Origin of the sequence: Kitasatospora purpeofusca (assembly GCF_036010405.1) — a bacterium.
In the GTDB taxonomy this organism is placed as follows: domain Bacteria; phylum Actinomycetota; class Actinomycetes; order Streptomycetales; family Streptomycetaceae; genus Kitasatospora; species Kitasatospora purpeofusca.
Genome location: NZ_CP108561.1, coordinates 8061185 through 8084282, shown reverse-complemented (window position 1 = coordinate 8084282; position 23098 = coordinate 8061185). Strand labels below are relative to the sequence as shown.

The 23098-nt window shown below is 69.6% G+C and carries 12 protein-coding genes and 2 rRNA genes; 9 read left to right on the top strand and 5 right to left on the bottom strand.

Annotation, left to right across the window (positions count from 1 at the left end):
- Positions 1–35: 35 nt before the first annotated feature.
- Both OG715_RS35285 and OG715_RS35280 read right to left on the bottom strand, forming a co-directional pair.
- Positions 36–3157, bottom strand: a 23S ribosomal RNA gene (locus tag OG715_RS35285).
- A gap of 280 nt (positions 3158–3437) precedes the next feature.
- Positions 3438–4961, bottom strand: a 16S ribosomal RNA gene (locus tag OG715_RS35280).
- Together the 16S and 23S rRNA genes form the textbook arrangement of a ribosomal RNA operon.
- Before the next feature lie 670 nt (positions 4962–5631).
- Between OG715_RS35280 and OG715_RS35275 the strand changes: the two genes are divergently transcribed.
- Entirely contained in the window at positions 5632–6081 is a 450-nt protein-coding gene (locus tag OG715_RS35275; protein WP_266273210.1) for a PTS sugar transporter subunit IIA, read from the top strand.
- A 100-nt stretch (positions 6082–6181) separates the two neighbouring features.
- Complete coding sequence (gene ptsP, locus OG715_RS35270; RefSeq protein ID WP_266273211.1) at positions 6182–7852, top strand: phosphoenolpyruvate--protein phosphotransferase; 1671 nt, start codon at positions 6182–6184, stop codon at positions 7850–7852.
- A 102-nt stretch (positions 7853–7954) separates the two neighbouring features.
- On the opposite strand, the gene OG715_RS35265 is transcribed toward ptsP, so the two are convergent.
- The 3 genes from OG715_RS35265 to OG715_RS35255 are packed head-to-tail and all read right to left on the bottom strand — an operon-like array spanning position 7955 to position 11661.
- Entirely contained in the window at positions 7955–10081 is a 2127-nt protein-coding gene (locus OG715_RS35265) for an acetoacetate--CoA ligase (RefSeq protein WP_407661055.1), read from the bottom strand.
- 46 nt (positions 10082–10127) lie between these two features.
- Complete coding sequence (locus OG715_RS35260; protein ID WP_266273213.1) at positions 10128–10676, bottom strand: NUDIX domain-containing protein; 549 nt, start codon at positions 10674–10676, stop codon at positions 10128–10130.
- A 40-nt stretch (positions 10677–10716) separates the two neighbouring features.
- The gene (locus OG715_RS35255; RefSeq protein ID WP_266273214.1) at positions 10717–11661 is read right to left on the bottom strand and encodes an NUDIX hydrolase; all 945 of its coding nucleotides are present in this window, start codon (positions 11659–11661) and stop codon (positions 10717–10719) included.
- 190 nt (positions 11662–11851) lie between these two features.
- Between OG715_RS35255 and mmuM the strand changes: the two genes are divergently transcribed.
- The 7 genes from mmuM (at position 11852) to OG715_RS35215 (ending at position 23096) form a co-directional block, all read left to right on the top strand.
- Positions 11852–12928, top strand: a complete 1077-nt coding sequence (gene mmuM, locus OG715_RS35250) for a homocysteine S-methyltransferase (RefSeq protein WP_266273215.1) — start codon at positions 11852–11854, stop codon at positions 12926–12928.
- A 160-nt stretch (positions 12929–13088) separates the two neighbouring features.
- On the top strand, positions 13089–13853 hold the full coding sequence (locus tag OG715_RS35245; RefSeq protein WP_266273216.1) for an IclR family transcriptional regulator: 765 nt from the start codon (positions 13089–13091) through the stop codon (positions 13851–13853).
- A 360-nt stretch (positions 13854–14213) separates the two neighbouring features.
- Positions 14214–14951 (top strand): MIP/aquaporin family protein, encoded by a 738-nt coding sequence (locus tag OG715_RS35240; RefSeq protein WP_380516293.1) that lies wholly within the window; start codon positions 14214–14216, stop codon positions 14949–14951.
- A gap of 90 nt (positions 14952–15041) precedes the next feature.
- Positions 15042–16562, top strand: coding sequence for a glycerol kinase GlpK (gene glpK / locus OG715_RS35235; protein ID WP_266273218.1), 1521 nt, complete (start codon positions 15042–15044; stop codon positions 16560–16562).
- 151 nt (positions 16563–16713) lie between these two features.
- A complete protein-coding gene (locus OG715_RS35230) occupies positions 16714–18309 on the top strand; it encodes a glycerol-3-phosphate dehydrogenase/oxidase (RefSeq protein ID WP_266273220.1) in 1596 nt (531 codons plus the stop codon).
- 279 nt (positions 18310–18588) lie between these two features.
- A complete protein-coding gene (locus OG715_RS42530; RefSeq protein ID WP_407661054.1) occupies positions 18589–22638 on the top strand; it encodes a DNRLRE domain-containing protein in 4050 nt (1349 codons plus the stop codon).
- Complete coding sequence (locus tag OG715_RS35215; protein ID WP_266273221.1) at positions 22638–23096, top strand: hypothetical protein; 459 nt, start codon at positions 22638–22640, stop codon at positions 23094–23096. Before OG715_RS42530 ends, OG715_RS35215 begins: the two co-directional genes overlap by 1 nt.
- The last annotated feature ends 2 nt before the right edge of the window (positions 23097–23098 follow it).

The window sequence follows — 23098 nt, the reverse complement described above, 5'->3', positions numbered from 1 at the left end:
GTTGTTTCAGAACAACACAGTGGACGCGAGCAACTGAGGACAAGCCCTCGGCCTATTAGTACCGGTCAACTCCACCCCTCACAGGGCTTCCATATCCGGCCTATCAACCCAGTCGTCTACTGGGAGCCTTACCCTCTCAAGGAGGTGGGAGTGCTCATCTCGAAGCAGGCTTCCCGCTTAGATGCTTTCAGCGGTTATCCCTCCCGAACGTAGCCAACCAGCCATGCCCTTGGCAGGACAACTGGCACACCAGAGGTTCGTCCGTCCCGGTCCTCTCGTACTAGGGACAGCCCTTCTCAACACTCCTACGCGCACAGCGGATAGGGACCGAACTGTCTCACGACGTTCTAAACCCAGCTCGCGTACCGCTTTAATGGGCGAACAGCCCAACCCTTGGGACCTACTCCAGCCCCAGGATGCGACGAGCCGACATCGAGGTGCCAAACCATCCCGTCGATATGGACTCTTGGGGAAGATCAGCCTGTTATCCCCGGGGTACCTTTTATCCGTTGAGCGACGGCGCTTCCACAAGCCACCGCCGGATCACTAGTCCCGACTTTCGTCCCTGCTCGACCCGTCAGTCTCACAGTCAAGCTCCCTTGTGCACTTACACTCAACACCTGATTGCCAACCAGGCTGAGGGAACCTTTGGGCGCCTCCGTTACTCTTTAGGAGGCAACCGCCCCAGTTAAACTACCCACCAGACACTGTCCCTGATCCGGATCACGGACCCAGGTTAGACATCCAGCACGACCAGAGTGGTATTTCAACGACGACTCCACCATGACTGGCGTCACGGCTTCAAAGTCTCCCACCTATCCTACACAAGCCGAACCGAACACCAATATCAAGCTATAGTAAAGGTCCCGGGGTCTTTCCGTCCTGCTGCGCGAAACGAGCATCTTTACTCGTAATGCAATTTCACCGGGCCTATGGTTGAGACAGTCGAGAAGTCGTTACGCCATTCGTGCAGGTCGGAACTTACCCGACAAGGAATTTCGCTACCTTAGGATGGTTATAGTTACCACCGCCGTTTACTGGCGCTTAAGTTCTCAGCTTCGCCCCGACGAATCAGAGCTAACCGGTCCCCTTAACGTTCCAGCACCGGGCAGGCGTCAGTCCGTATACATCGCCTTACGGCTTCGCACGGACCTGTGTTTTTAGTAAACAGTCGCTTCTCGCTGGTCTCTGCGGCCACCCCCAGCTCTGGCAGCAAGTGCCGTCACCAGGAATGGCCCCCTTCTCCCGAAGTTACGGGGGCATTTTGCCGAGTTCCTTAACCATAGTTCACCCGAACGCCTCGGTATTCTCTACCTGACCACCTGAGTCGGTTTGGGGTACGGGCCGCCATGAAACTCGCTAGAGGCTTTTCTCGACAGCATAGGATCATCCACTTCACCACAATCGGCTCGGCATCAGGTCTCAGCCTTGATGAGTGACGGATTTGCCTATCACTCGGCCTACACCCTTACCCCGGGACAACCACCGCCCGGGCTGGACTACCTTCCTGCGTCACCCCATCGCTCACCTAGTACAGACTTGGTCCAGCGGCTCCACCACGTCCCTTCGTCCGAAGACTCCGGGCCGGCTTCACGGCTTTAGCATCACCTGGTTCAGCGTTGGCGCTTCAAAGCGGGTACGGGAATATCAACCCGTTGTCCATCGACTACGCCTGTCGGCCTCGCCTTAGGTCCCGACTTACCCTGGGCAGATCAGCTTGACCCAGGAACCCTTGGTCAATCGGCGCAAGAGTTTCCCACTCTTGTATCGCTACTCATGCCTGCATTCTCACTCGTGTACCGTCCACGACTGGTTTCCACCGCCGCTTCACCCGGCACACGACGCTCCCCTACCCATCACAGCAGGCGTTGGCCCTATATGCTGCAATGACACGACTTCGGTGATGTGCTTGAGCCCCGCTACATTGTCGGCGCGGAATCACTTGACCAGTGAGCTATTACGCACTCTTTCAAGGGTGGCTGCTTCTAAGCCAACCTCCTGGTTGTCTCTGCGACTCCACATCCTTTCCCACTTAGCACACGCTTAGGGACCTTAGTCGGTGTTCTGGGCTGTTTCCCTCTCGACCATGGAGCTTATCCCCCACAGTCTCACTGCCACGCTCTCACTTACCGGCATTCGGAGTTTGGCTAAGGTCAGTAACCCGGTGAGGCCCATCGCCTATCCAGTGCTCTACCTCCGGCAAGAAACACGTGACGCTGCACCTAAATGCATTTCGGGGAGAACCAGCTATCACGGAGTTTGATTGGCCTTTCACCCCTAACCACAGGTCATCCCCCAGGTTTTCAACCCTGGTGGGTTCGGTCCTCCACGAAGTCTTACCTCCGCTTCAACCTGCCCATGGCTAGATCACTCCGCTTCGGGTCTTGGGCATGCAACTGTATCGCCCTGTTCGGACTCGCTTTCGCTACGGCTACCCCACACGGGTTAACCTCGCTACACACCGCAAACTCGCAGGCTCATTCTTCAAAAGGCACGCAGTCACGAGACACACAGCAAGCTGCATGTCCGACGCTCCCACGGCTTGTAGGCACACGGTTTCAGGTACTATTTCACTCCGCTCCCGCGGTACTTTTCACCATTCCCTCACGGTACTATCCGCTATCGGTCACCAGGGAATATTTAGGCTTAGCGGGTGGTCCCGCCAGATTCACACGGGATTTCTCGGGCCCCGTGCTACTTGGGAGTTCTTCAAACGAGCCGTACAGATTTCGTCTACGGGGGTCTTACCCTCTACGCCGGACCTTTCGCATGTCCTTCGACTACCTGTACGGTTTCTGACTCGCCGACCGGCCGGCAGACCGGTCAAGAAAAATCCCACGACCCCATCAGCGCAACCCCTGCCGGGTCTCACACGCTCATGGTTTAGCCTCATCCGGTTTCGCTCGCCACTACTCCCGGAATCACGGTTGTTTTCTCTTCCTGCGGGTACTGAGATGTTTCACTTCCCCGCGTTCCCTCCACATACCCTATGTGTTCAGGTATGGGTGACAGCCCATGACGACTGCCGGGTTTCCCCATTCGGAAACCCCCGGATCAAAGCCTGGTTGACGGCTCCCCGGGGACTATCGTGGCCTCCCACGTCCTTCATCGGTTCCTGGTGCCAAGGCATCCACCGTGCGCCCTTAAAAACTTGGCCACAGATGCTCGCGTCCACTGTGCAGTTCTCAAACAACGACCAGACACCCACACTCGACAAGTCCGAAAACTTGCCTCGCATGAGACCGGCATCACTGAAGCAACAGCCTCACGGCCGTTCCCTCAGGACCCAACAACGTGCCCGACACACCCGATCAACAATCCGTTTTCCACGCCGAAGCAGTACTGACGGATGCCAACCAAGTGTGCCGAATAGTCAACGTTCCACCCATGAGCAACCGTGCAGGACATTCGCCTGCAAGCGGCACATTGCTCCTTAGAAAGGAGGTGATCCAGCCGCACCTTCCGGTACGGCTACCTTGTTACGACTTCGTCCCAATCGCTGGTCCCACCTTCGACGGCTCCTCCCCTTACGGGTTAGGCCACCGGCTTCGGGTGTTACCGACTTTCGTGACGTGACGGGCGGTGTGTACAAGGCCCGGGAACGTATTCACCGCAGCATGCTGATCTGCGATTACTAGCAACTCCAACTTCATGGGGTCGAGTTGCAGACCCCAATCCGAACTGAGGCCGGCTTTTTGGGATTCGCTCCGCCTCGCGGCATCGCAGCCCTTTGTACCGACCATTGTAGCACGTGTGCAGCCCAAGACATAAGGGGCATGATGATTTGACGTCGTCCCCACCTTCCTCCGAGTTGACCCCGGCAGTCTCCTGTGAGTCCCCATCACCCCGAAAGGCATGCTGGCAACACAGAACAAGGGTTGCGCTCGTTGCGGGACTTAACCCAACATCTCACGACACGAGCTGACGACAACCATGCACCACCTGTATACCGACCACAAGGGGGCGACCATCTCTGGCCGTTTCCGGTATATGTCAAGCCTTGGTAAGGTTCTTCGCGTTGCGTCGAATTAAGCCACATGCTCCGCTGCTTGTGCGGGCCCCCGTCAATTCCTTTGAGTTTTAGCCTTGCGGCCGTACTCCCCAGGCGGGGAACTTAATGCGTTAGCTGCGGCACCGACGACGTGGAATGTCGCCAACACCTAGTTCCCAACGTTTACGGCGTGGACTACCAGGGTATCTAATCCTGTTCGCTCCCCACGCTTTCGCTCCTCAGCGTCAGTAATGGCCCAGAGATCCGCCTTCGCCACCGGTGTTCCTCCTGATATCTGCGCATTTCACCGCTACACCAGGAATTCCGATCTCCCCTACCACACTCTAGCCTGCCCGTATCGAATGCAGACCCGGGGTTGAGCCCCGGGCTTTCACATCCGACGCGACAGGCCGCCTACGAGCTCTTTACGCCCAATAATTCCGGACAACGCTCGCACCCTACGTATTACCGCGGCTGCTGGCACGTAGTTAGCCGGTGCTTCTTCTGCAGGTACCGTCACTTGCGCTTCTTCCCTGCTGAAAGAGGTTTACAACCCGAAGGCCGTCATCCCTCACGCGGCGTCGCTGCATCAGGCTTTCGCCCATTGTGCAATATTCCCCACTGCTGCCTCCCGTAGGAGTCTGGGCCGTGTCTCAGTCCCAGTGTGGCCGGTCGCCCTCTCAGGCCGGCTACCCGTCGTCGCCTTGGTAGGCCATTACCCCACCAACAAGCTGATAGGCCGCGGGCTCATCCTGCACCGCCGGAGCTTTACACCCGGGACCATGCGGTCCCAGGTCATATCCGGTATTAGACCCCGTTTCCAGGGCTTGTCCCAGAGTGCAGGGCAGATTGCCCACGTGTTACTCACCCGTTCGCCACTGATCCACCCCGAAGGGCTTCACCGTTCGACTTGCATGTGTTAAGCACGCCGCCAGCGTTCGTCCTGAGCCAGGATCAAACTCTCCGTGAATGTTTACTCGGCCCAATGATTAGAAGGGGCCGGTCTACACTCGCGTCGAGCGGCACGGCAACCACCGGAATTGGGCGGCCCCGCGCACTGCGTCCTCGCTAGTGTTTTACTTCAAAAGGAATCTCCAACCCCGGAACAAGTCCGAGGCCGGGGATGTCAACATATCTGGCGTTGACTTTTGGCACGCTGTTGAGTTCTCAAGGAACGGACACTTCCTTCAGGCGGCTTTCACACCGGCCCTCCGGGCGCTTCGTTCTTTCGTGTTCCCAGCCTATCAGATCCGTTTGCCGTTGTTTAACCGGCGCTTTTCGTTTCTGAAATCTGGTGTTAACCGTCGACTTGCGGCGACTCGACCAACCATAGCGGGTCGTCGGGCCGAGCGCGAATCGGGCCGCGCCGGTGTCACCCGGTCGGACGCGTGATTTGTTGCTCTCGCGAGCATATACAGCAATGGTCCCGATTCGCCAAGATGCCTGTAGAGTGCGGCGCATCGACCAAGAGGACTAGACCACTAGTGGTCGCCGAGATGACTGACTGGTGAGGGCGGACGGCGCGGCCGACCACCCGGAATGTCAGCGGATGTCCGAAGTTGACATGATTTAGGCTTCAGTCGATCACCCCGCCGCGTTCGCGGCCGCTCGCCTGTACTGCGCACTTGGGAGGCTCATCCATGACCACTGTGACGTCGCCGCTGACCGGCCGGGTCGTAGGGCTCGCCGGCGTGCCGGACCCCGTGTTCTCGGGTGCGATGGTCGGCCCCGGCACCGCGATCGACCCGGTGCGTCGGCCGACCGAGGCCGTGGCCCCGGTCGACGGCGTGGTCGTCTCGATGCACCCGCACGCGTTCGTCGTCGTCGACGCGGACGGACACGGGGTCCTGACCCACCTGGGCATCGACACCGTCCAGCTGAACGGCGAGGGCTTCGAGCTGCTCGTCAACAAGGGGGACACCGTCACCCGCGGCCAGGCCGTCATCAAGTGGGACCCGGCCGCCGTCGAGGCCGCCGGCAAGTCGCCGATCTCGCCGATCGTCGCGCTGGAGGCCGCCCCCGACTCGCTCGGCGAGCTGCTGGAGAGCGGGGAGGTCGCCGTCGGCGACGCCCTGTTCAGCTGGAGCTGACCTCTCCCCTCTTACAGGACACACCCGCCCCACCGCTCCGGTCGGGGCGGCCCGGCACACAGCGGTACCCGGCGGGGCCGCCTCTCTCACGGAGAAAGACATGGAGAAGACGCTGCGAGGCGTGGGTGTCAGCCACGGAGTCGCGATCGGCCAGGTGCGGCACATGGGCACCGCGGTGCTGGAGCCCCCGGCCACCCAGATCCCGACCGAGGACGCTCCGCGCGAGCAGGCCCGCGCCCAGGCAGCCGTCGAGGCCGTTGCTGCGGACCTGAACGCCCGCGGCAACCTGGCGGGCGGCGAGGCCCAGGCCGTGCTGGAGGCCCAGGCGCTGATGGCGCAGGACCCGGAGCTGATGGCCGACGTGTCCCGCCGGATCGCGGTCGGCAGCAGCGCCGAGCGCGGCGTGTACGACGCCTTCGCCGCCTACCGGGCGCTGCTCGCCTCTGCCGGGGAGTACCTGGCCGGCCGGGTCGCCGACCTGGACGACGTGCGGAACCGGATCGTCGCGCGCCTGCTGGGCGTCCCGATGCCGGGTGTGCCGGACAGCGACGAGCCGTACGTGCTGTTCGCCCGGGACCTCGCGCCGGCCGACACCGCGCTGCTGGACCCGACGCTGGTGCTCGGCTTCGTGACCGAGGAGGGCGGGCCGACCAGCCACAGCGCCATCCTGGCGCGGGCCATGGGCGTACCGGCCGTGGTCGCGCTGCCGGGGGCGGCCGACGTGGCCGAGGGCACGGTCGTCGCGGTGGACGGCAGCTCCGGTGACGTGCTGGTCGAGCCGAGCACGGAGAAGCAGGAGGAGCTGCGCCGGATCGCCGCCGAGCGCAGGGCGGCGCTGGCCGCCTCCTCCGGTCCGGGCGCGACCTCGGACGGGCACCGGATGCCGCTGCTGGCCAACGTCGGCGGTCCGGGCGACCTGCCGGCCGCGCTGGAGGCGGGCGCCGAGGGTGTCGGTCTGTTCCGCACCGAGTTCCTCTTCCTGGACGACTCGGCGAAGGCTCCGACCGAGGAGAAGCAGGTCGAGGCGTACCGCAAGGTGCTGGAGGCGTTCCCGGAGGGCCGGGTCGTGGTCCGGGTGCTCGACGCGGGCGCGGACAAGCCGCTGGACTTCCTGACCCCGGCCGACGAGCCGAACCCGGCGCTGGGTGTGCGCGGTCTGCGCACCCTGTTGGAGCACCCCGAGGTGCTCCGGACCCAGCTGCGGGCGCTGGCGACGGCCGCCGAGGGCCTGCCGGTGCACCTTGAGGTGATGGCCCCGATGGTGGCCGACCGCAAGGACGCCAAGGACTTCGCCGCGGCGTGTCGCGAGGCCGGGCTGAGCGCCAAGTTCGGCGCGATGGTGGAGATCCCGTCGGCCGCGCTGCGGGCGCGCTCGATCCTCCAGGAGGTCGAGTTCCTCTCCCTGGGGACCAACGACCTGGCCCAGTACGCCTTCGCCGCAGACCGCCAGGTCGGTGCGCTGGCCCGGCTGCAGGACCCGTGGCAGCCGGCGCTGCTGGACCTGATCGCGTTCGCCGCCGAGGCCGCGCAGGCCGAGGGCAAGAGCTGCGGCGTCTGCGGCGAGGCGGCCGCCGACCCGCTGCTGGCCGTGGTGCTGACCGGTCTCGGTGTCACCAGCCTGTCGATGGGCGCGGCGTCGATCCCCTATGTGCGGACGGCGCTGGGCAAGTACACACTGGCGCAGTGCCGCCGGGCCGCCGAGGCGGCGCGGGCGGCGGACAGTGCCGAGGAGGCGCGGGCCGCGGCGCAGCAGGTGCTGTCGGGCGAGTAGCGGTCGCGGGACACAGCGACTGAGCACAACGGCAGAGCATGCCGAAGGGGCCCGCTCCACCACCTGGTGGAGCGGGCCCCTTCGGCGTGTCGGGGGGGTCGGTCACTCGGTGGTGGCGGCGCGCTCGCGCTCCTGGCGGAGCTGCTCGAACCAGCGCAGGTGGTCGAGGTTGTCGACGGAGCCGGGGTTGACGGCCTGGTCGAGCGGGGTGCCGGAGAGCAGGCGCTTGACCGGGACCTCGATCCGCTTGCCGGTGAGGGTGTGCGGCAGGCCCCGGACGGCGATGACCTCGTCGGGGACGTGGCGCGGGGAGAGCTCGGTGCGCAGCGAGGTGCGGATGCGGCCGATGAGGTCCTGGTCGAGCTCGGCGCCGGGGGTCAGGACGACGAAGAGCGGCATCCAGTAGCCGCCGTCGGGCTCCTCCAGGCCGATGACCAGGGATTCGGCGATCTCGGGGAGGCGCTCGACGACCTCGTAGATGTCCGAGGAGCCCATCCGGACGCCCTGGCGGTTGAGGGTGGAGTCGGAGCGGCCGTGGATGACGACGGTGCCGCGGGAGGTGGCGGTGATCCAGTCGCCGTGGCGCCAGATGCCGGGGTACACGTCGAAGTAGCTGTCGTGGTACCGGGTGCCCTCGGGGTCGTTCCAGAAGCCGGTGGGCATGGACGGGATGGGCTTGGTGACGACGAGTTCGCCGACCTCGTCGGTGAGCGGGCGGCCGTTGACGTCCCAGGACTCGACGGCGGCGCCGAGGCTGGGGGCCTGGATCTCGCCGAGGTGGACCGGGAGGGTGGGGACGCCGCCGACGAAGCAGGAGCAGACGTCGGTGCCGCCGCTGACGGAGGCGAGCCAGACGTCCTGCTTGACCTCCTCGTAGATCCAGCGGAAGCCGTCGGGCGGCAGCGGGGAGCCGGTGGTGCCGAGGCAGCGGACGGCGGAGAGGTCGAGGTCCCGGCCGGGGTGGAGGTCGGCCTTGCGGCTGGCGATGACGTAGGCGGCGGAGGTGCCGAGCACGGTGGCGCGGGTGCGTGCGGCCACGGACCAGAAGGCGCCGGTGTCGGGGTGGCCCGGGCTGCCGTCGTAGGTGACGACGGTGGATCCGACGAGGAGGCCGGCGAGGAGGAAGTTCCACATCATCCAGCCGGTGGAGGTGTACCAGAGGAAGCGGTCCTCGGGGCCGAGGTCGAGGTGGAGGCCGGCCTGCTTGAGGTGCTCGACCAGGATGCCGCCCTGGCTCTGGACGATGGCCTTGGGCAGGCCGGTGGTGCCGGAGGAGTAGAGGACCCAGAGCGGGTGGTCGAAGGGGACGGCCTCGAAGACCGGCTCGGTGTCCTCGGCGGTCAGGTCGTCCCAGGCCAGGGCGCCCTCGGGGGCGGGGGCGCCGAGCAGGGGGACGTGCACGACGGTGTGCAGGGTGGGGAGTTCGCGGCGGAGTTCGGCGACGACCTCGGTCCGGTCGTGGTCCTTGCCGCCGTAGTGGTAGCCGTCGACGGCGAAGAGGACGACCGGCTCGATCTGCTGGAGGCGGTCGAGGACGCTGCGGGCGCCGAAGTCGGGGGCGCAGCTGGTCCAGACGGCGCCGACGGCGGCGGTGGCGAGGAGGGCGACGGCGGCCTGCGGGATGTTGGGCAGGTAGGCGCCGACGCGGTCGCCGGGGCGGACGCCGCGGGCGCGCAGGGCGGCGGCGAGGGAGCCGACCTGTCGGCGGAGTTCGGCCCAGGTGAGGACGAGCGGCTCGTCGGTGGTCTCGTCGAGGTGGAGGACGGCGGGGCGGTCGGCGTTCTCGGCCTGCTCGCCGGCGCGCAGGGCGTGCTCGGCGTAGTTGAGGCGGGCGCCGGGGAACCAGCGGGCGCCGGGCATCGCGGGGTCGGCGAGGACGGCATCGGGGGCCTGGGTGAAGCGGACGTCGAACCACTGGGTGACGGCGGTCCAGAAGCGGTCGAGGTCCTCGACCGACCAGGCGTGCAGGGCGGCGTAGCGGGCGGCGGCCTCGGCGTCCGAGGCGGTGGGTGCGAGCGGGGCGGCCGGGGCGCCGTGGTGCTGGGCGGCCCAGGCCTGGAAGGCCACGATCCCGGTGCCGGCGGCACGCTCGGGGTTCGGGCGCCAGAGCGGCTGGTCCTGGGGTGGGGTGCTCACGGTGGTGGTCTCCCGGCCGGTGATGAGGGCGGACGGGGTCGCTTGTGGCAGAGCCCGCGTCCGGTTGGGGGCTGTCGGTGCAGACCCTGCCATGTGAGCGGCCGGGGCGCCAGGGTCTGCCCGGCGCGGCCGCCGCTGGTCAGGGGCGGGTGAATTCGCCGTTGAACCAGGAGCGGGAGACACGGGTGTGGAAGGGGAAGGCGAGCGGGGTCTCGGGGGTGGAGAGCTGCCAGCCGTCGGTCTCGTCGGTGGGGACGGAGGGCGGGAGGTCGGCGAGCGGGCGGGCGGGGAGGAGCCCGAAGAGGCAGAGGAAGCCGCCGCGGGTGTCGGAGTCGGTGGCGACCAGGGTGATGTCGGTGTGCTCGGCGAGGATGCCGGTCTCCTCGCGCAGCTCGCGCACGCAGGCCTGCTGCCAGCTCTCGCCGTAGTCGATGTAGCCGCCGGGGAGGGCGAGTTCGCCGTAGCCGGGCTCGATGGTGCGGCGGATGACCACGAGGCCGGGGGCGCTGTCGCCCCAGGTGACGGGGAGGAGGGTGACGACGACCGGCAGCGGGTTGCGGTAGCTGATCTCGGTGCAGGCGGAGCACGTCCGGGGCCAGCGGTCGGTGCCGGGCGGGTAGGGGGATCCGCAGAAGTGGCAGTGGGAGTTGGGCTGCTGGCGCACGGTGCCGGCCTCTTGAGTCGTCATGGCCGGATGGTAGTGCGGGCGGCCGGGAGCGGGGTGGTGGTCAGGTGATCGGGCCCGGGGAGGGCTCCTGGAGCGGCTCCTCCGAGGGCTCCTGGGGCTGCTCGCCCTGGGCGGGGCGGAGGAGGGCCGGGTGGAGGAGTCTGGCGTCGCCGGCGTGGTAGGTGCGGGCGCGGGGGCCGCCGCGGGCGCCGCCGCGCTCGGTGGTGGTGCCGGTGCTCTCGACGAAGCCGGGGACGGAGAGCACCTTGCGGTGGAAGTTGCCCGGGTGGAGCTTCTCGTCCCAGACGGCCTCGTAGACGGCGCGCAGCTCGGGAATGGTGAAGTCGTGCTGGAGGAAGGCGGTGGCCAGCGGGCTGTACTCGATCTTGGCGCGGGCGCGGTCGAGGCCGTCGGCGAGGATCCGGGCGTGGTCGAAGGCGAGCTCGATCGGGGTGGGTTCCCCGGCGGCCGGGGGCGCGGCCGGCTCGGTGGGGCCGGTGCTCCCGCCGACGCCACCCCCGTGGGTGTCGGCGGGAGCACCGGCGGACTCGGGCCGGTCGGCGGGCCGGAGGTCGAGGTCGGCGACGGGGTGCCAGGCGGCGTGGGCCGCGTCGCTGCCGGCCTGCGGATCGGGCAGGTCGGGGGCGAAGGCGAGGTAGGCGACCGAGATCACGTGCATCCGCGGGTCGCGGTCGGGTACGCCGTAGCTGCCGAGCTGTTCGAGGTGGATCCGGCTGAGGGCGGCCTCGGCGCCGACCGTGCCGGGCAGGCCGGTCTCCTCCGCGAGCTCGCGGGCGGCGGCGTCGTCGAGGCTCTCCTCGCCGGCCCGCAGGAAGCCGCCGGGCAGGGCCCAGCGCCCCTGGTAGGGCGGGAGGGCGCGCTCGACGAGCAGGACGTGGAGACGGCCCTGGCGCAGGGTCAGGGCGACCACGTCCACGGTGACGGCGACCGGGGTGTAGGCGCGCGGGTCGTAGGCGGCGAGCCACTCCTGCTCGGTGGTGTCCACGCCGTGCGCTCCTCTCCCCCGCCGGGCCCGCAGTGACGGGCAGCCGTCCTTCTCGGTCTGAGCACAACGTAGCGATCACTTGACTCTGCGGCAAACGGTTTTCCACCCCGGCCCCGGTCGACCGCTCCTACGCTGTGACCAGGGCGTCCTCCGGAGCGGCCGGGACGCCGCCCGCCCCGAGGAGGACGTGATGGACCGGACCGTCGGAGCCGCCGCCCCTCCGCCGCCGGACTCGGCAGCCCCGGACTCGGCAGCCCCGCCGGACTTCGCGGCCGCGCTGGCGGCCGGGCCGCTGGTCCTGGACGGCGGGCTGTCCGAACGGCTGGCCTCGGCCGGGTTCGACCTGACCGACGCGCTGTGGTCGGCCCGGCTGCTGGCGGACGCACCGGAGGCGGTCGTGGCGGCGCACCGGGCGTACTTCGAGGCGGGCGCGCGGGTGGCGATCACCGCGAGCTACCAGGCGAGCTTCGCGGGCTTCGCCCGGCGCGGGGTGGGCCGGGCGGCGGCCGCCCGGCTGATGGCCGGCAGCGTGGAGCTGGCCCGGGAGGCGGCCCGCGGACTGCCCGGGCCGCGCCGGTGGGTGGCGGCCTCGGTGGGCCCGTACGGGGCGGTGCTGGCGGACGGCTCGGAGTACCGGGGCCGGTACGGGCTGACGTCGGCCGAGCTGGAGGCGTTCCACCGGCCCCGGCTGGAGGTGCTGGCGGCGGCCGGTCCCGACGTGCTGGCGCTGGAGACGGTGCCGGACGTCGACGAGGCAAGGGTGCTGCTGCGGGCGGTGCGCGGGCTGGGGGTGCCGGTCTGGCTGTCGTTCGCCGCGACGGGCGGGCGGACCCGCGCCGGGCAGCCGCTGGCGGAGGCGTTCGCGCTGACGGCCGGGGTGGACGAGGTGGTGGCGGTGGGGGTGAACTGCTGCGCGCCGGAGGAGGCGGACCGGGCGGTGGCGCTCGCGGCGCGGGTGTCGGGGAAGCCGGTGGTGGTGTACCCGAACAGCGGCGAGGGCTGGGACGCGGCGGCCGGGGCGTGGTGCGGGGAGCCGACCTTCAGGGCGGCCGGGGTTCTGCGGGCCGACGGCCTGGCGAGGGTGGCGGGCTGGCTGGCGGACGGGGCGCGGCTGGTGGGCGGCTGCTGCCGGGTCGGCCCGGCCGGGATCCGGGCGGTGGCCGCCGGGGTGGCCGCCGCGACCGGGGAGCGGGACACCGGGGAGTACGGTGCGGACGAACACGGCGCGGACGAGCAGGTCGCGGGTGGGGAGAGCGGCCGCCGGTAGCCGACCGGGGCCGGACGGGCGGCGGTGCGCGGGCGCACGACCGGGCCGGCCGACGCAGGTTACCGAGGGGGAAGGTGCACGGAACGGCGACGGCCTGGCAGACTCGTGCCGTTACCACTGCGGTCGACAATGTCGACCGCCTGTCCGCGCGGAGGTACCAATGCCCGGCCCGATCCAGTCGCTCTCCCGGGCCGCCGCGATCATGCGTCTGCTGGCCGGCGGCGAGCGCCGCCTGGGTTTGTCGGAGGTCGCGACGGCGCTGGACCTGGCGAAGGGCACCGCCCACGGGATCCTGCGCACCCTCCAGCAGGAGGGTTTCGTCGAGCAGGACCCGGAGAGCGGCAAGTACCAGCTGGGCGCCGAGCTGCTGCGGCTGGGCCAGAGCTACCTGGACGTGCACGAGCTGCGCGCCCGGGCCCTGGTCTGGGCGGACGACCTCGCCAGGGCGTCCGGGGAGACCGTCTACCTGGGTGTGCTGCACCAGCGCGGGGTGCTGATCGTGCACCACGTCTTCCGGCCGGACGACACCCGGCAGGTGCTGGAGGTCGGCTCGATGCAGCCGCTGCACTCGACCGCGCTGGGCAAGGTGCTGCTGGCCTACGACCCGGTGGCACGCGGCGAGCTGGGCGAGGGCCCGTTCGAGTCGTACACCGCGCGGACGCTGACCGAGGCCGCGGACGTGGACGCCGAGGCGGCGCTGACCCGCGAGCGCGGCTGGGCCGACGCGGTGGAGGAGACCTGGGAGGGCGTGGCCTCGATCGGCGGGCTGATCCAGGACCGGCGCCGCAATCCGGTGGGCGCGGTCTGCATCAGCGGCGCGGTCGAGCGGGTCTGCGAGGACGGCTTCGTGAAGCCCTCGCTGGTCGCCTCGGTGCGCAGCGCGGCCAGGGCGATCTCCCGGGACCTGGGCGCCGGGCGGTTCTGACCGCCCCGGACCATCCGGTTCGTACCGCTTCCGACCACTCCCGGCCGCTGCCGGCCGCCCGGCCGCAGGCCCGCGGTAGCACGGAAAAACGTTCACGCTGAGGCGCGGACGGGCGAAATGCCCGTTCGCGCCTTACCGTTTTGTCCAAAATTGCGACGATCCGTTCGGTGACTACGGGTAGCGCGGCGAGCGAAGGGTCACAGCTGCGTAACCCGGCCTTGACGAGAGGGCGACCCGGGGAGGAAGCTTCCGCATGACGGTCGACATTGTCGAACGATGGCCGTGCGAATCCATCCCACAGAGCGCTCACCCGCCCAGCGATCCGCCCGGCCCCTGCCCCCACCCGCACCTCCGGGCCATATGGACAAGGGAGTCTTTGTGTCCGCGTTCTCCAACGGCGACATCTTCGTCGGCGAAACCCTCGGCACCGCCGCCCTGATACTTCTCGGCGGTGGCGTCTGTGCCGCCGTGACGCTCAAGAAGTCGAAGGCCCTGAACGCCGGCTGGCTGGCGATCACCTTCGGCTGGGGCTTCGCGGTGATGATCGCCGCCTACATGTCGGCTCCGAAGTCCGGCGCCCACCTGAACCCGGCCGTCACCCTGGCCCTCGCCGTCGACAGCGGCGACTGGAGCCAGGTTCCGGTCTACCTCGGCTCCCAGCTGCTCGGCGCGATGATCGGCGCCGTCTTCGTGTGGCTCACCTACCTCGGCCAGTTCCAGGCCAACCAGGAGCCCACCCTCGGCATCTTCTCGACCGGCCCCGAGATCCGGAACCCGGTCCAGAACCTGCTCACCGAGATCATCGGCACCTTCGTGCTCTGCCTGGCCATCCTCACCCAGGGCCTGACCAAGGGCCTCGGCCTCTCCGGCACCGGCATCCTGATCGTCGCCTTCACCGTGGTCGGCATCGGCCTCTCGCTCGGCGGCCCGACCGGCTACGCCATCAACCCGGTCCGCGACCTGGGTCCGCGCATCGTCCACTCGCTGCTGCCGATCCCCAACAAGGGCGGCTCCGACTGGTCCTACGCCTGGATCCCGGTGGCCGGTCCGATCATCGGCGGCCTGCTGGCCGGCGGCCTGTACCACGTCGCGTTCTGATCCCCCGGGTTTCCACCCCACCCGAGCACGGGGACTGACCTGAGAGTCAGGCCCACCGCCCCCCGCCAACCTCTTGAGCCGAGGACCCTCATGACCTCCACTGGCAACTACATCGCCGCGATCGACCAGGGCACCACCTCCAGCCGCTGCATCATCTTCGGCGCCGACGGCCGGATCGTCTCCGTCGACCAGCAGGAGCACCGGCAGATCTTCCCCCAGCCCGGCTACGTCGAGCACGACGCCGCCGAGATCTGGACCCGGGTGCAGTCGGTCGTCCGCGGCGCGCTGGAGAAGGCCGGCCTGACCAAGGACGACATCCGCGCGGTCGGTATCACCAACCAGCGCGAGACCACCGTCCTGTGGGACAAGCACACCGGCGAGCCGGTGCACAACGCGCTGGTGTGGCAGGACACCCGCACCGAGGCGCTCTGCCGCGAGCTGGGCCGCAACGTCGGCCAGGACCGCTTCCGCCGCGAGACCGGCCTCCCGCTGGCCAGCTACTTCGCCGGCCCGAAGATCCGCTGGCTGCTGGACAACGTCGAGGGCCTGCGCGAGCGCGCCGAGGCCGGCGACATCCTCTTCGGCACCATGGACACCTGGGTCATCTGGAACCTCACCGGTGGTGTCGACGGCGGCAAGCACGTGACCGACGTGACCAACGCCAGCCGCACCATGCTGATGAACCTCAAGAGCCTGGCCTGGGACGAGGAGATCGCCGAGTCGATGGGCGTGCCGATGGCCGTCCTGCCGGAGATCCGCTCCTCCGCCGAGGTCTACGGCGAGGCCGTCGGCGACCTGGCGGGCGTCCCGGTCGCCGCCGCGCTCGGCGACCAGCAGGCCGCGCTGTTCGGCCAGACCTGCTTCAACGAGGGCGAGGCCAAGTCCACCTACGGCACCGGCACCTTCCTGCTGCTGAACACCGGCGAGAAGATCGTCAACTCGTACCACGGCCTGCTGACCACGGTCGGCTACCGGATCGGCGACCAGGCCCCGGTGTACGCCCTGGAAGGCTCGATCGCCGTCACCGGCTCGCTGGTCCAGTGGCTGCGCGACCAGCTCGGCATCATCTCCACCGCCGCCGAGATCGAGACCCTCGCCAACACCGTCGAGGACAACGGCGGCGCCTACTTCGTCCCGGCCTTCTCCGGCCTGTTCGCCCCGTACTGGCGCTCCGACGCCCGCGGTGTGATCGCCGGACTCACCCGGTACGTCACCAAGGGCCACCTGGCCCGGGCCGTCCTGGAGGCCACCGCCTGGCAGACCCGCGAGGTCGTCGACGCCATGCAGAAGGACTCCGGGGTCGAGCTCACCGCCCTCAAGGTCGACGGCGGCATGACCAGCAACAACCTGCTCATGCAGAACATCGCCGACGTCCTGGACGCCCCGGTCGAGCGCCCGTACGTGGCCGAGACCACCGCCCTCGGCGCCGCCTACGCGGCGGGCCTGGCGGTCGGCTTCTGGAACGACCTCGACACCCTGCGGGCCAACTGGCACCGCGCCGCCGAGTGGACGCCCCGCATGGACGAGGCCACCCGGGACCGCGAGTACAAGAAGTGGCTCAAGGCCGTCGAGCGCACCATGGGCTGGGTGGAGGAGGAAGAGAACAACTGATCGCGAAGCCGGTCGGGGCCCCGTGCCCCGGCCGGCCCGCTCCCGTTCCACCGGCCCGCCGCACCGGGCCGACCCGGTCTCTCCGCACAGAGACCGTACGCACACCGAGAGGAGTAACGGCGCCGCCCGACCCGCGCGCCGTACACACACCATGGCAACCATCCCGACCCTGGGCGCCGAGCGCACCGCCGGCCGCACCGCCTCCCGCGCCGAGACCCGCGAGCTGCTCGGCAAGGCCACCTACGACCTGCTGGTGATCGGGGGCGGCATCCTCGGCACCGCAGTCGCCTGGACCGCGTCCCAGGCCGGCCTGAAGGTCGCCATGGTCGACGCCGGCGACTTCGCCGGTGCCACCTCCAGTGCCTCCTCCAAGCTCGTCCACGGCGGTCTGCGCTACCTGCAGACCGGCGCGGTCAAGCTGGTCGCGGAGAACCACAAGGAGCGCCGGGTGCTCTCCACCGACGTGGCCCCGCACCTGGTCAACCCGCTGACCTTCTTCGTCCCGGTCTACAAGGGCGGCCCGCACAGCGCGCCCAAGCTCGGCGCCGGTGTCTTCCTCTACTCGGCGCTCTCCGCCTTCCGCGACGGCATGGGCCGGGTCTCCACCGCCGCGCACGCCGCCCAGCAGGTGCCCGCGCTGCGCACCGAGGGCCTGCGCTCGGTGGCCGTCTACGGCGACCACCAGATGAACGACTCGCGGGTCGCCGTGATGACCGTGCGCGCCGCGGTCGAGGCCGGCGCCGTGGTGCTCAACCACGCCGAGGTCACCGGCCTGCGCTTCACCGGCGGCCGGGTCACCGGCGCCGAGCTCAAGGACCGCCTGGACGGCACCGAGTTCGGCGTCGACGCCCGCCTGGTGCTGAACGCCACCGGCCCCTGGGTGGACCACCTGCGCCGGATGGAGGACACCGGCGCCGCGCCGTCGATCCGGCTGTCCAAGGGCGCCCACGTGGTGGTCAAGCGCCGCTCGCCGTGGCGCGCCGCGCTGACCATCCCGATCGACAAGTACCGCGTCTCCTTCGCCATCCCGTGGGAGGACCACGTCCTGCTCGGCACCACCGACGAGGAGTTCACCGGCGACCCGAAGGACGTCCGGGCCACCGACGCGGACGTCGACCAGATCCTCGGCGAGGCCGCGCACGCGATCCGTGACGAGCACATCGACCGCGACCTGATCACCTACAAGTTCGCCGGCCTGCGGGTGCTGCCCGGCGGCCCGGGCGACACCGCCGCCGCCAAGCGCGAGACGGTCGTCACCGAGGGCAAGGGCGGCATGCTGTCGGTCGCCGGCGGCAAGTGGACCACCTACCGCCACATCGGCCGCACCGTGCTGGAGAAGCTGGCCCACGTGCCCGGCACCTCCCTCGGCGAGGACATGTCCCCGATCGCCCCGACCGTGCCGCTGCCGGGCGTCGGCGCGCCGAACGCCGTCGCGCACCGCCTGCTGATCGACCGGGACCCGGGCTCGCGGATGGAGCCGCTGGTCGCCAAGCACCTGGCCAGCCACTACGGCACGCTGTCCTTCGACATCGCCCGGATGATCGACGAGAACCCGGAGCTGGGCCGGCCGATCCACGAGGACGGCCCGGACGTCTGGGCGCAGGTCGCCTACGCGGCCGCCAACGAGTGGGCGTACACCGCCGACGACGTGCTGCGCCGCCGCACCACGATGACCGTCCGCGGTCTGGACACCCCGGAGATCCGGGCCGAGGTCGAGGCCTTCCTGGCGAAGCGCGACACCAAGTAGGACGGAGCGGGTGGCCGGCACGGTCACCCGCTCCCGAAGGGCGGGCACCCCGGAGCGGGGGTGCCCGCCCTTCGTCGTTGTCGACGACGTCGTTCTCGACGATCTCGTTCTCGACCACGTCGTTGTCGATAACGTACGGCGTGTCTCGATCGGATCACCATTCTCAGGAAATCTTCAGAAATTGGGCTGCTTTGCCCCCTTTGTCATGATCATCTTGTCTTTTGATCTTTCCTATGCTCCGCGCATCGCCCATGTTCAAGGGCGAGTCAAGGAGCCCCCATGCATGTCTCAAGAAGGACCCTGAGCGGTCCTCCGGCCGCCGCGCTGGCCCTGACCCTGGTGCTGAGCGCCTGGTCACCGGTCGCGTTCGCGGCCAAGCCACAGGCCAGGCCCACCCCCGGCAAGCCCCCCACGGCCGCGCCGCTCGACCCAGGGCTGAGCATCGGCACCGCCCGGGCCGCCGCCCAGAAGACCGGCAAGCGGATCGAGGCCGTCTCCGAGCGCGACGAGACCTCCACCACCTGGGCCAACCCCGACGGCACCCTCACCACCGAACTGTCGGCCGGCCCGGTGCGCTTCCTGCGCGACGGCAAGTGGGCCGATGTCGACCTCACCCTGAAGACGGCCGCCGACGGCTCGGTGGCACCCGCCGCCCACCCCAACGGCCTCAAGCTGGCCGGCGCCGGCGGCAAGCGCCCCCGCTCGCTGGCCGAGTCCAAGGCCCTGCAGGCGGCGCCGGCCGGCACGGAGGCGGCCGGCACCGACGCGGCCCGCACCCTCGTCTCGCTCGGCTCCGGTGACGACCAGCTCGCCCTGGAGTGGCGCGGCGGCCTGCCCAAGCCCGAGCTGAACGGCACCCGCGCCACCTACCAGGACGCCATCGGCGACGGCGCCGGTGACCTCGTCGTCGAGGCCACCCGCACCGGCTTCGAGCAGTTCGTGACGCTCAAGCAGCGCCCCGCGACCGGCGGCTACACCTACACCATGCCGCTGCGCGCCAAGGGCACCGAGGCCGAGGCACAGCCGGACGGCAGCGTGCTGTTCACCGACCGGAAGAACGGCCAGAAGCGCGCCGTGCTGCCCGCCCCGGTGATGTGGGACGCCACCACGGCGCCCGGCTCCAGCGAGCACCCCCGGCAGGCCCGGGTCGGCCTGGAGGTCGTCCAGCGCGGCGACACCGTCGACCTGGTCTTCACGCCGGACGCGGCCTTCCTCGCCGACCCGGCCACCGTCTACCCGGTGACCGTCGACCCGGCCACCGCCGGTCTCGGCAACGCCTTCGACACCCGGGTGCAGAAGGGCGAGACGGTCGACTGGTCGGCCGACACCGAGATCTACTGGGGCAACTCCGGCACCAAGAACGCCGACGGCAGCTCCCGCGAGGCCCGCGCCTTCGTCAACTGGAACACCGCCGGCATCGCCGACGCGCTGGTCTCCAGCGCGACCCTGTCGCTGTACAACTTCCACTCCGGCAACAGCGACTGCCAGCCCTACACCTGGGAGGTCTGGGACACCGGACTGGCGTCCACCGCCTCCCGCTGGACCGCCCAGCCGGCCTGGAAGGCCAAGAAGGGCAGCTCCACCGAGACCAAGGGCCGCGACGCCTGCGGCGGCGACGGCTGGATCAACGCCAACGTCACCGACCTCGTGCAGACCTGGGCCTCGGCCAAGAACAGCACCTCCGGCATGGGCCTGCGCGCGCCCGACGAGGTGTCGACGAAGTACTGGAAGGAGGTGAACTCCGCCAACGCCGCGACCAACGTGCCCAAGCTGACGGTGAACTACAACTACCGCCCGCGCACCGGCACCAAGCAGCAGGCCGGCCCGCCGTTCCTCCAGGACGGCACCGGCACCTGGCGGGTCGAGACCACCACCCCGGTGCTCCGCGACACCTTCGTCGACCCCGACGGCGACAAGGTCACCGGCACCTTCCAGCTGGTCGACGCCATCTCCGGGGCCCAGGTGGGCGCCGTCAACGTCTCCGGCTACGTGCCCAGCGGCACCCCCTCCGAGGTCACCGTCCCGGCCGGGCTGCTGGAGTACGGGCACACCTACCGCTTCCGCAGCTCGCCCTACGACGGACTGCACTACAACCTGAGCTGGTCGCCCTGGGTGACCTTCAGCGTCAGCCCGCTGCCGGACGTGCCCACCGCGCTCCAGACCGGCGCCGACAAGACCCTGACGCCGGTGCTCTCCGCCCTGGCGACCAACCCCAACCAGGGCCGGGTCCGCACCGAGTTCGTGGTCAAGGGCTCGAACGGGCAGCCGCTGCCCACCTCGCTCGCCCCCGCCTTCACCGAGAGCGGCAGCCGCGCCACCGTCCAGGTGCCGACCGGCGCGCTGACGGACGGCGCCGACTACACCTGGGCCGCCCGGGCCTGCACCGCCGTCGGCTGCTCCGCCTGGAGCGCCGACCAGCCGCTGGCCGTCCGGGTCCAGGCCCCGCCGGTCCCGCCGACCGCGACAGCGGTCCCGTTCACCGGCACCGCCCTCACCGACGCCTCGGTGGCCACCGCCGGTGGCGGCTGCGACACCGGCGCCTGCCCGGCGGCCGACCCGGCCGAGCTGCGGATCGGCACCACCCCTGACGGCAGCAGCTGGACCTCCTGGCTCAAGCCCGACCTGTCGGCCGTCCCGGCCGGCTCGCGAGTGGTCGGCGGCAAGCTGGCGCTGACCCGTTCGGACTGCGCCGCCGGCACGCCCGGCTGCGAGGAGACCCCGGTCGACGTGTTCCAGCTCGGCTCGGCCTGGGCCCCCGCCCAGGGCGGCGCCGCGCTGATCGCCGCCGCGGGAGTCGACAGCTACGCCTCCGCGGCGAAGCTGTCCGAGACCGACCTGGCCGCGCTGGCCGGCTCCTGGATCGAGAAGGGCGAGGCCTACGGGCTGGCCCTGCGCCCGGCCGCCGGCTCGACCGGCGTGGCCCGGTACTTCTCCGCCACCGCCGCCGACCCGGCGCAGCGCCCGAAGCTGACGCTCGACTACCTGGTGCCGACCGCACCCGGCGCCGCCGAGCTGGTCACCGCCACCGGTGGGGACACCGGTCTCGTGGTCGCCTGGAACGCCCCGACCGACCGGGGTTCGGTCGGCGAGGTCGGTTACACCGTCCGGGTCGAGACCTCGGCCGGCGTGCTCGTCCAGGAGATCGCCACCGCCGACATCCGGGCCGCGTTCACCGGCCTGGACAACACCAAGTCGTACCGCGCGGTGGTGACCGCCCGGAACAGCTACGGCGCCGCGGCGCCGGTCGCCTCGGCCGTGGTGCAGGGCACGCCGACCGCCGGCGGCCCGGACCAGTACCGCGGTTATGTGCAGGAGTACCTCGACGCCCGCAACAAGGTCAAGATGCGGGCGGGCCTGACCGTGCCGGACGCCGCCGCCGAGGCCGCGCACGGCAGTGTCTTCGTCGATCTGCTGGCCACGCAGGACGCCTCGCTGGTCGCCAACCGCGAGGCGCTGGCCACCCAGGGCCAGCAGTACGCGGCTGCGGCGGTCTCGCTCACCGACGTCGTGGTCGACCAGCAGACGGCCGGCAAGGTCGTGGTGCGGGCCACCGTCAAGGACACGGTGATGGTCCGGGCCAACGGCGTGGACTCGCCCAGCGAGAGCGCCGGCCCGAAGCGGTTCGAGTTCAGCGTCGGCACCCGCGCGGTGCTGGTCTCCGAGGCCGACGACCTCGCCGCCCAGCAGAAGCTGTCCTCCTCCGCAGCCGCGCAGGGCCAGGTCGAGGTCGCCGACTCGACGCCGGCCGACCCGGCGGACGCGCAGAAGGCCGTCCCGCTGGACGCCAACGGCTTCCCGGTCCAGCCCGCGCAGCCCGCGGCCGCCGCCGTCCAGGCCGGCTACAACTACAACGGCACCGCCAACTGGGCCAGCCGCAACGTCGGGATCAAGTGGGACTACGGCCAGGACTGCACCAACTTCGTCTCCAAGGCGCTGTACTACGGTGGCAGCATGCGCTTCCGGTACGGGTACAAGAGCTGGGACAGCGCCTGGTGGACGAACGACTTCTGGATGTTCGGCTGGCGGATCAACCGCAGCTACACCTGGGCCGGCGCGGCCAACCTGCACCGGCACCTGATGTACAACCGGTACTCCACCTGGCTCCGCTGGACCTCCGACGCCCGTCCCGGTGACATCATCTTCTTCAAGTGGAAGAACGAGTCCCGGATCAACCACGCCGCCGTCGTGGTCAGCTGGGGTGCCCGGATGGAGCTGCGCCAGCACGGCCAGCGGAACTCCACCACCCTGAACGAGGTGCTGGCGCACTACCGGCAGAAGAACGACCCGATCGAGTGGTTCGTCGTCGTGCGCCCGCTCGGGACCAACTGATGGCGGCGGGGCGGCCGGTGACGGCCGCGCTGACGGCTCTGCTCTCGGCCGCCCTGCTGGCCGGTTGTTCGAGCGACGCCGGGAACGCCCGGCTGGAGCACGCGGCCGACTACGCCGCTCGTCCGCACCTCCGGGTCACCGGCTACCCGGTGCCGGAGACGCTGGGCCTGGTCCAGCAGGTGGTGTGGCGGCTGGCCGACGGGTCGGCGGACCGCCTGGTGGAACTGGCCGCCGCCGAGGGCCCGGCCGCCGCCCGCCGGACGGCGGCCGAGGAGTGGATCCGGACGTACGGGGCCGACGCCGCCGGGGAGGTCAGCGCCGAATTCGGCGACGACCCGGCGAGCCGGCAGACCGTGCTGCTGACCTTCCACGGCAGCGGCCGGGTGAAGGAGCTGACGCTCCGCCCCGAGGACGCCGGCGGCTCCGACATCGGGACGTGGCGGGTCCTGCTGCGCTGACG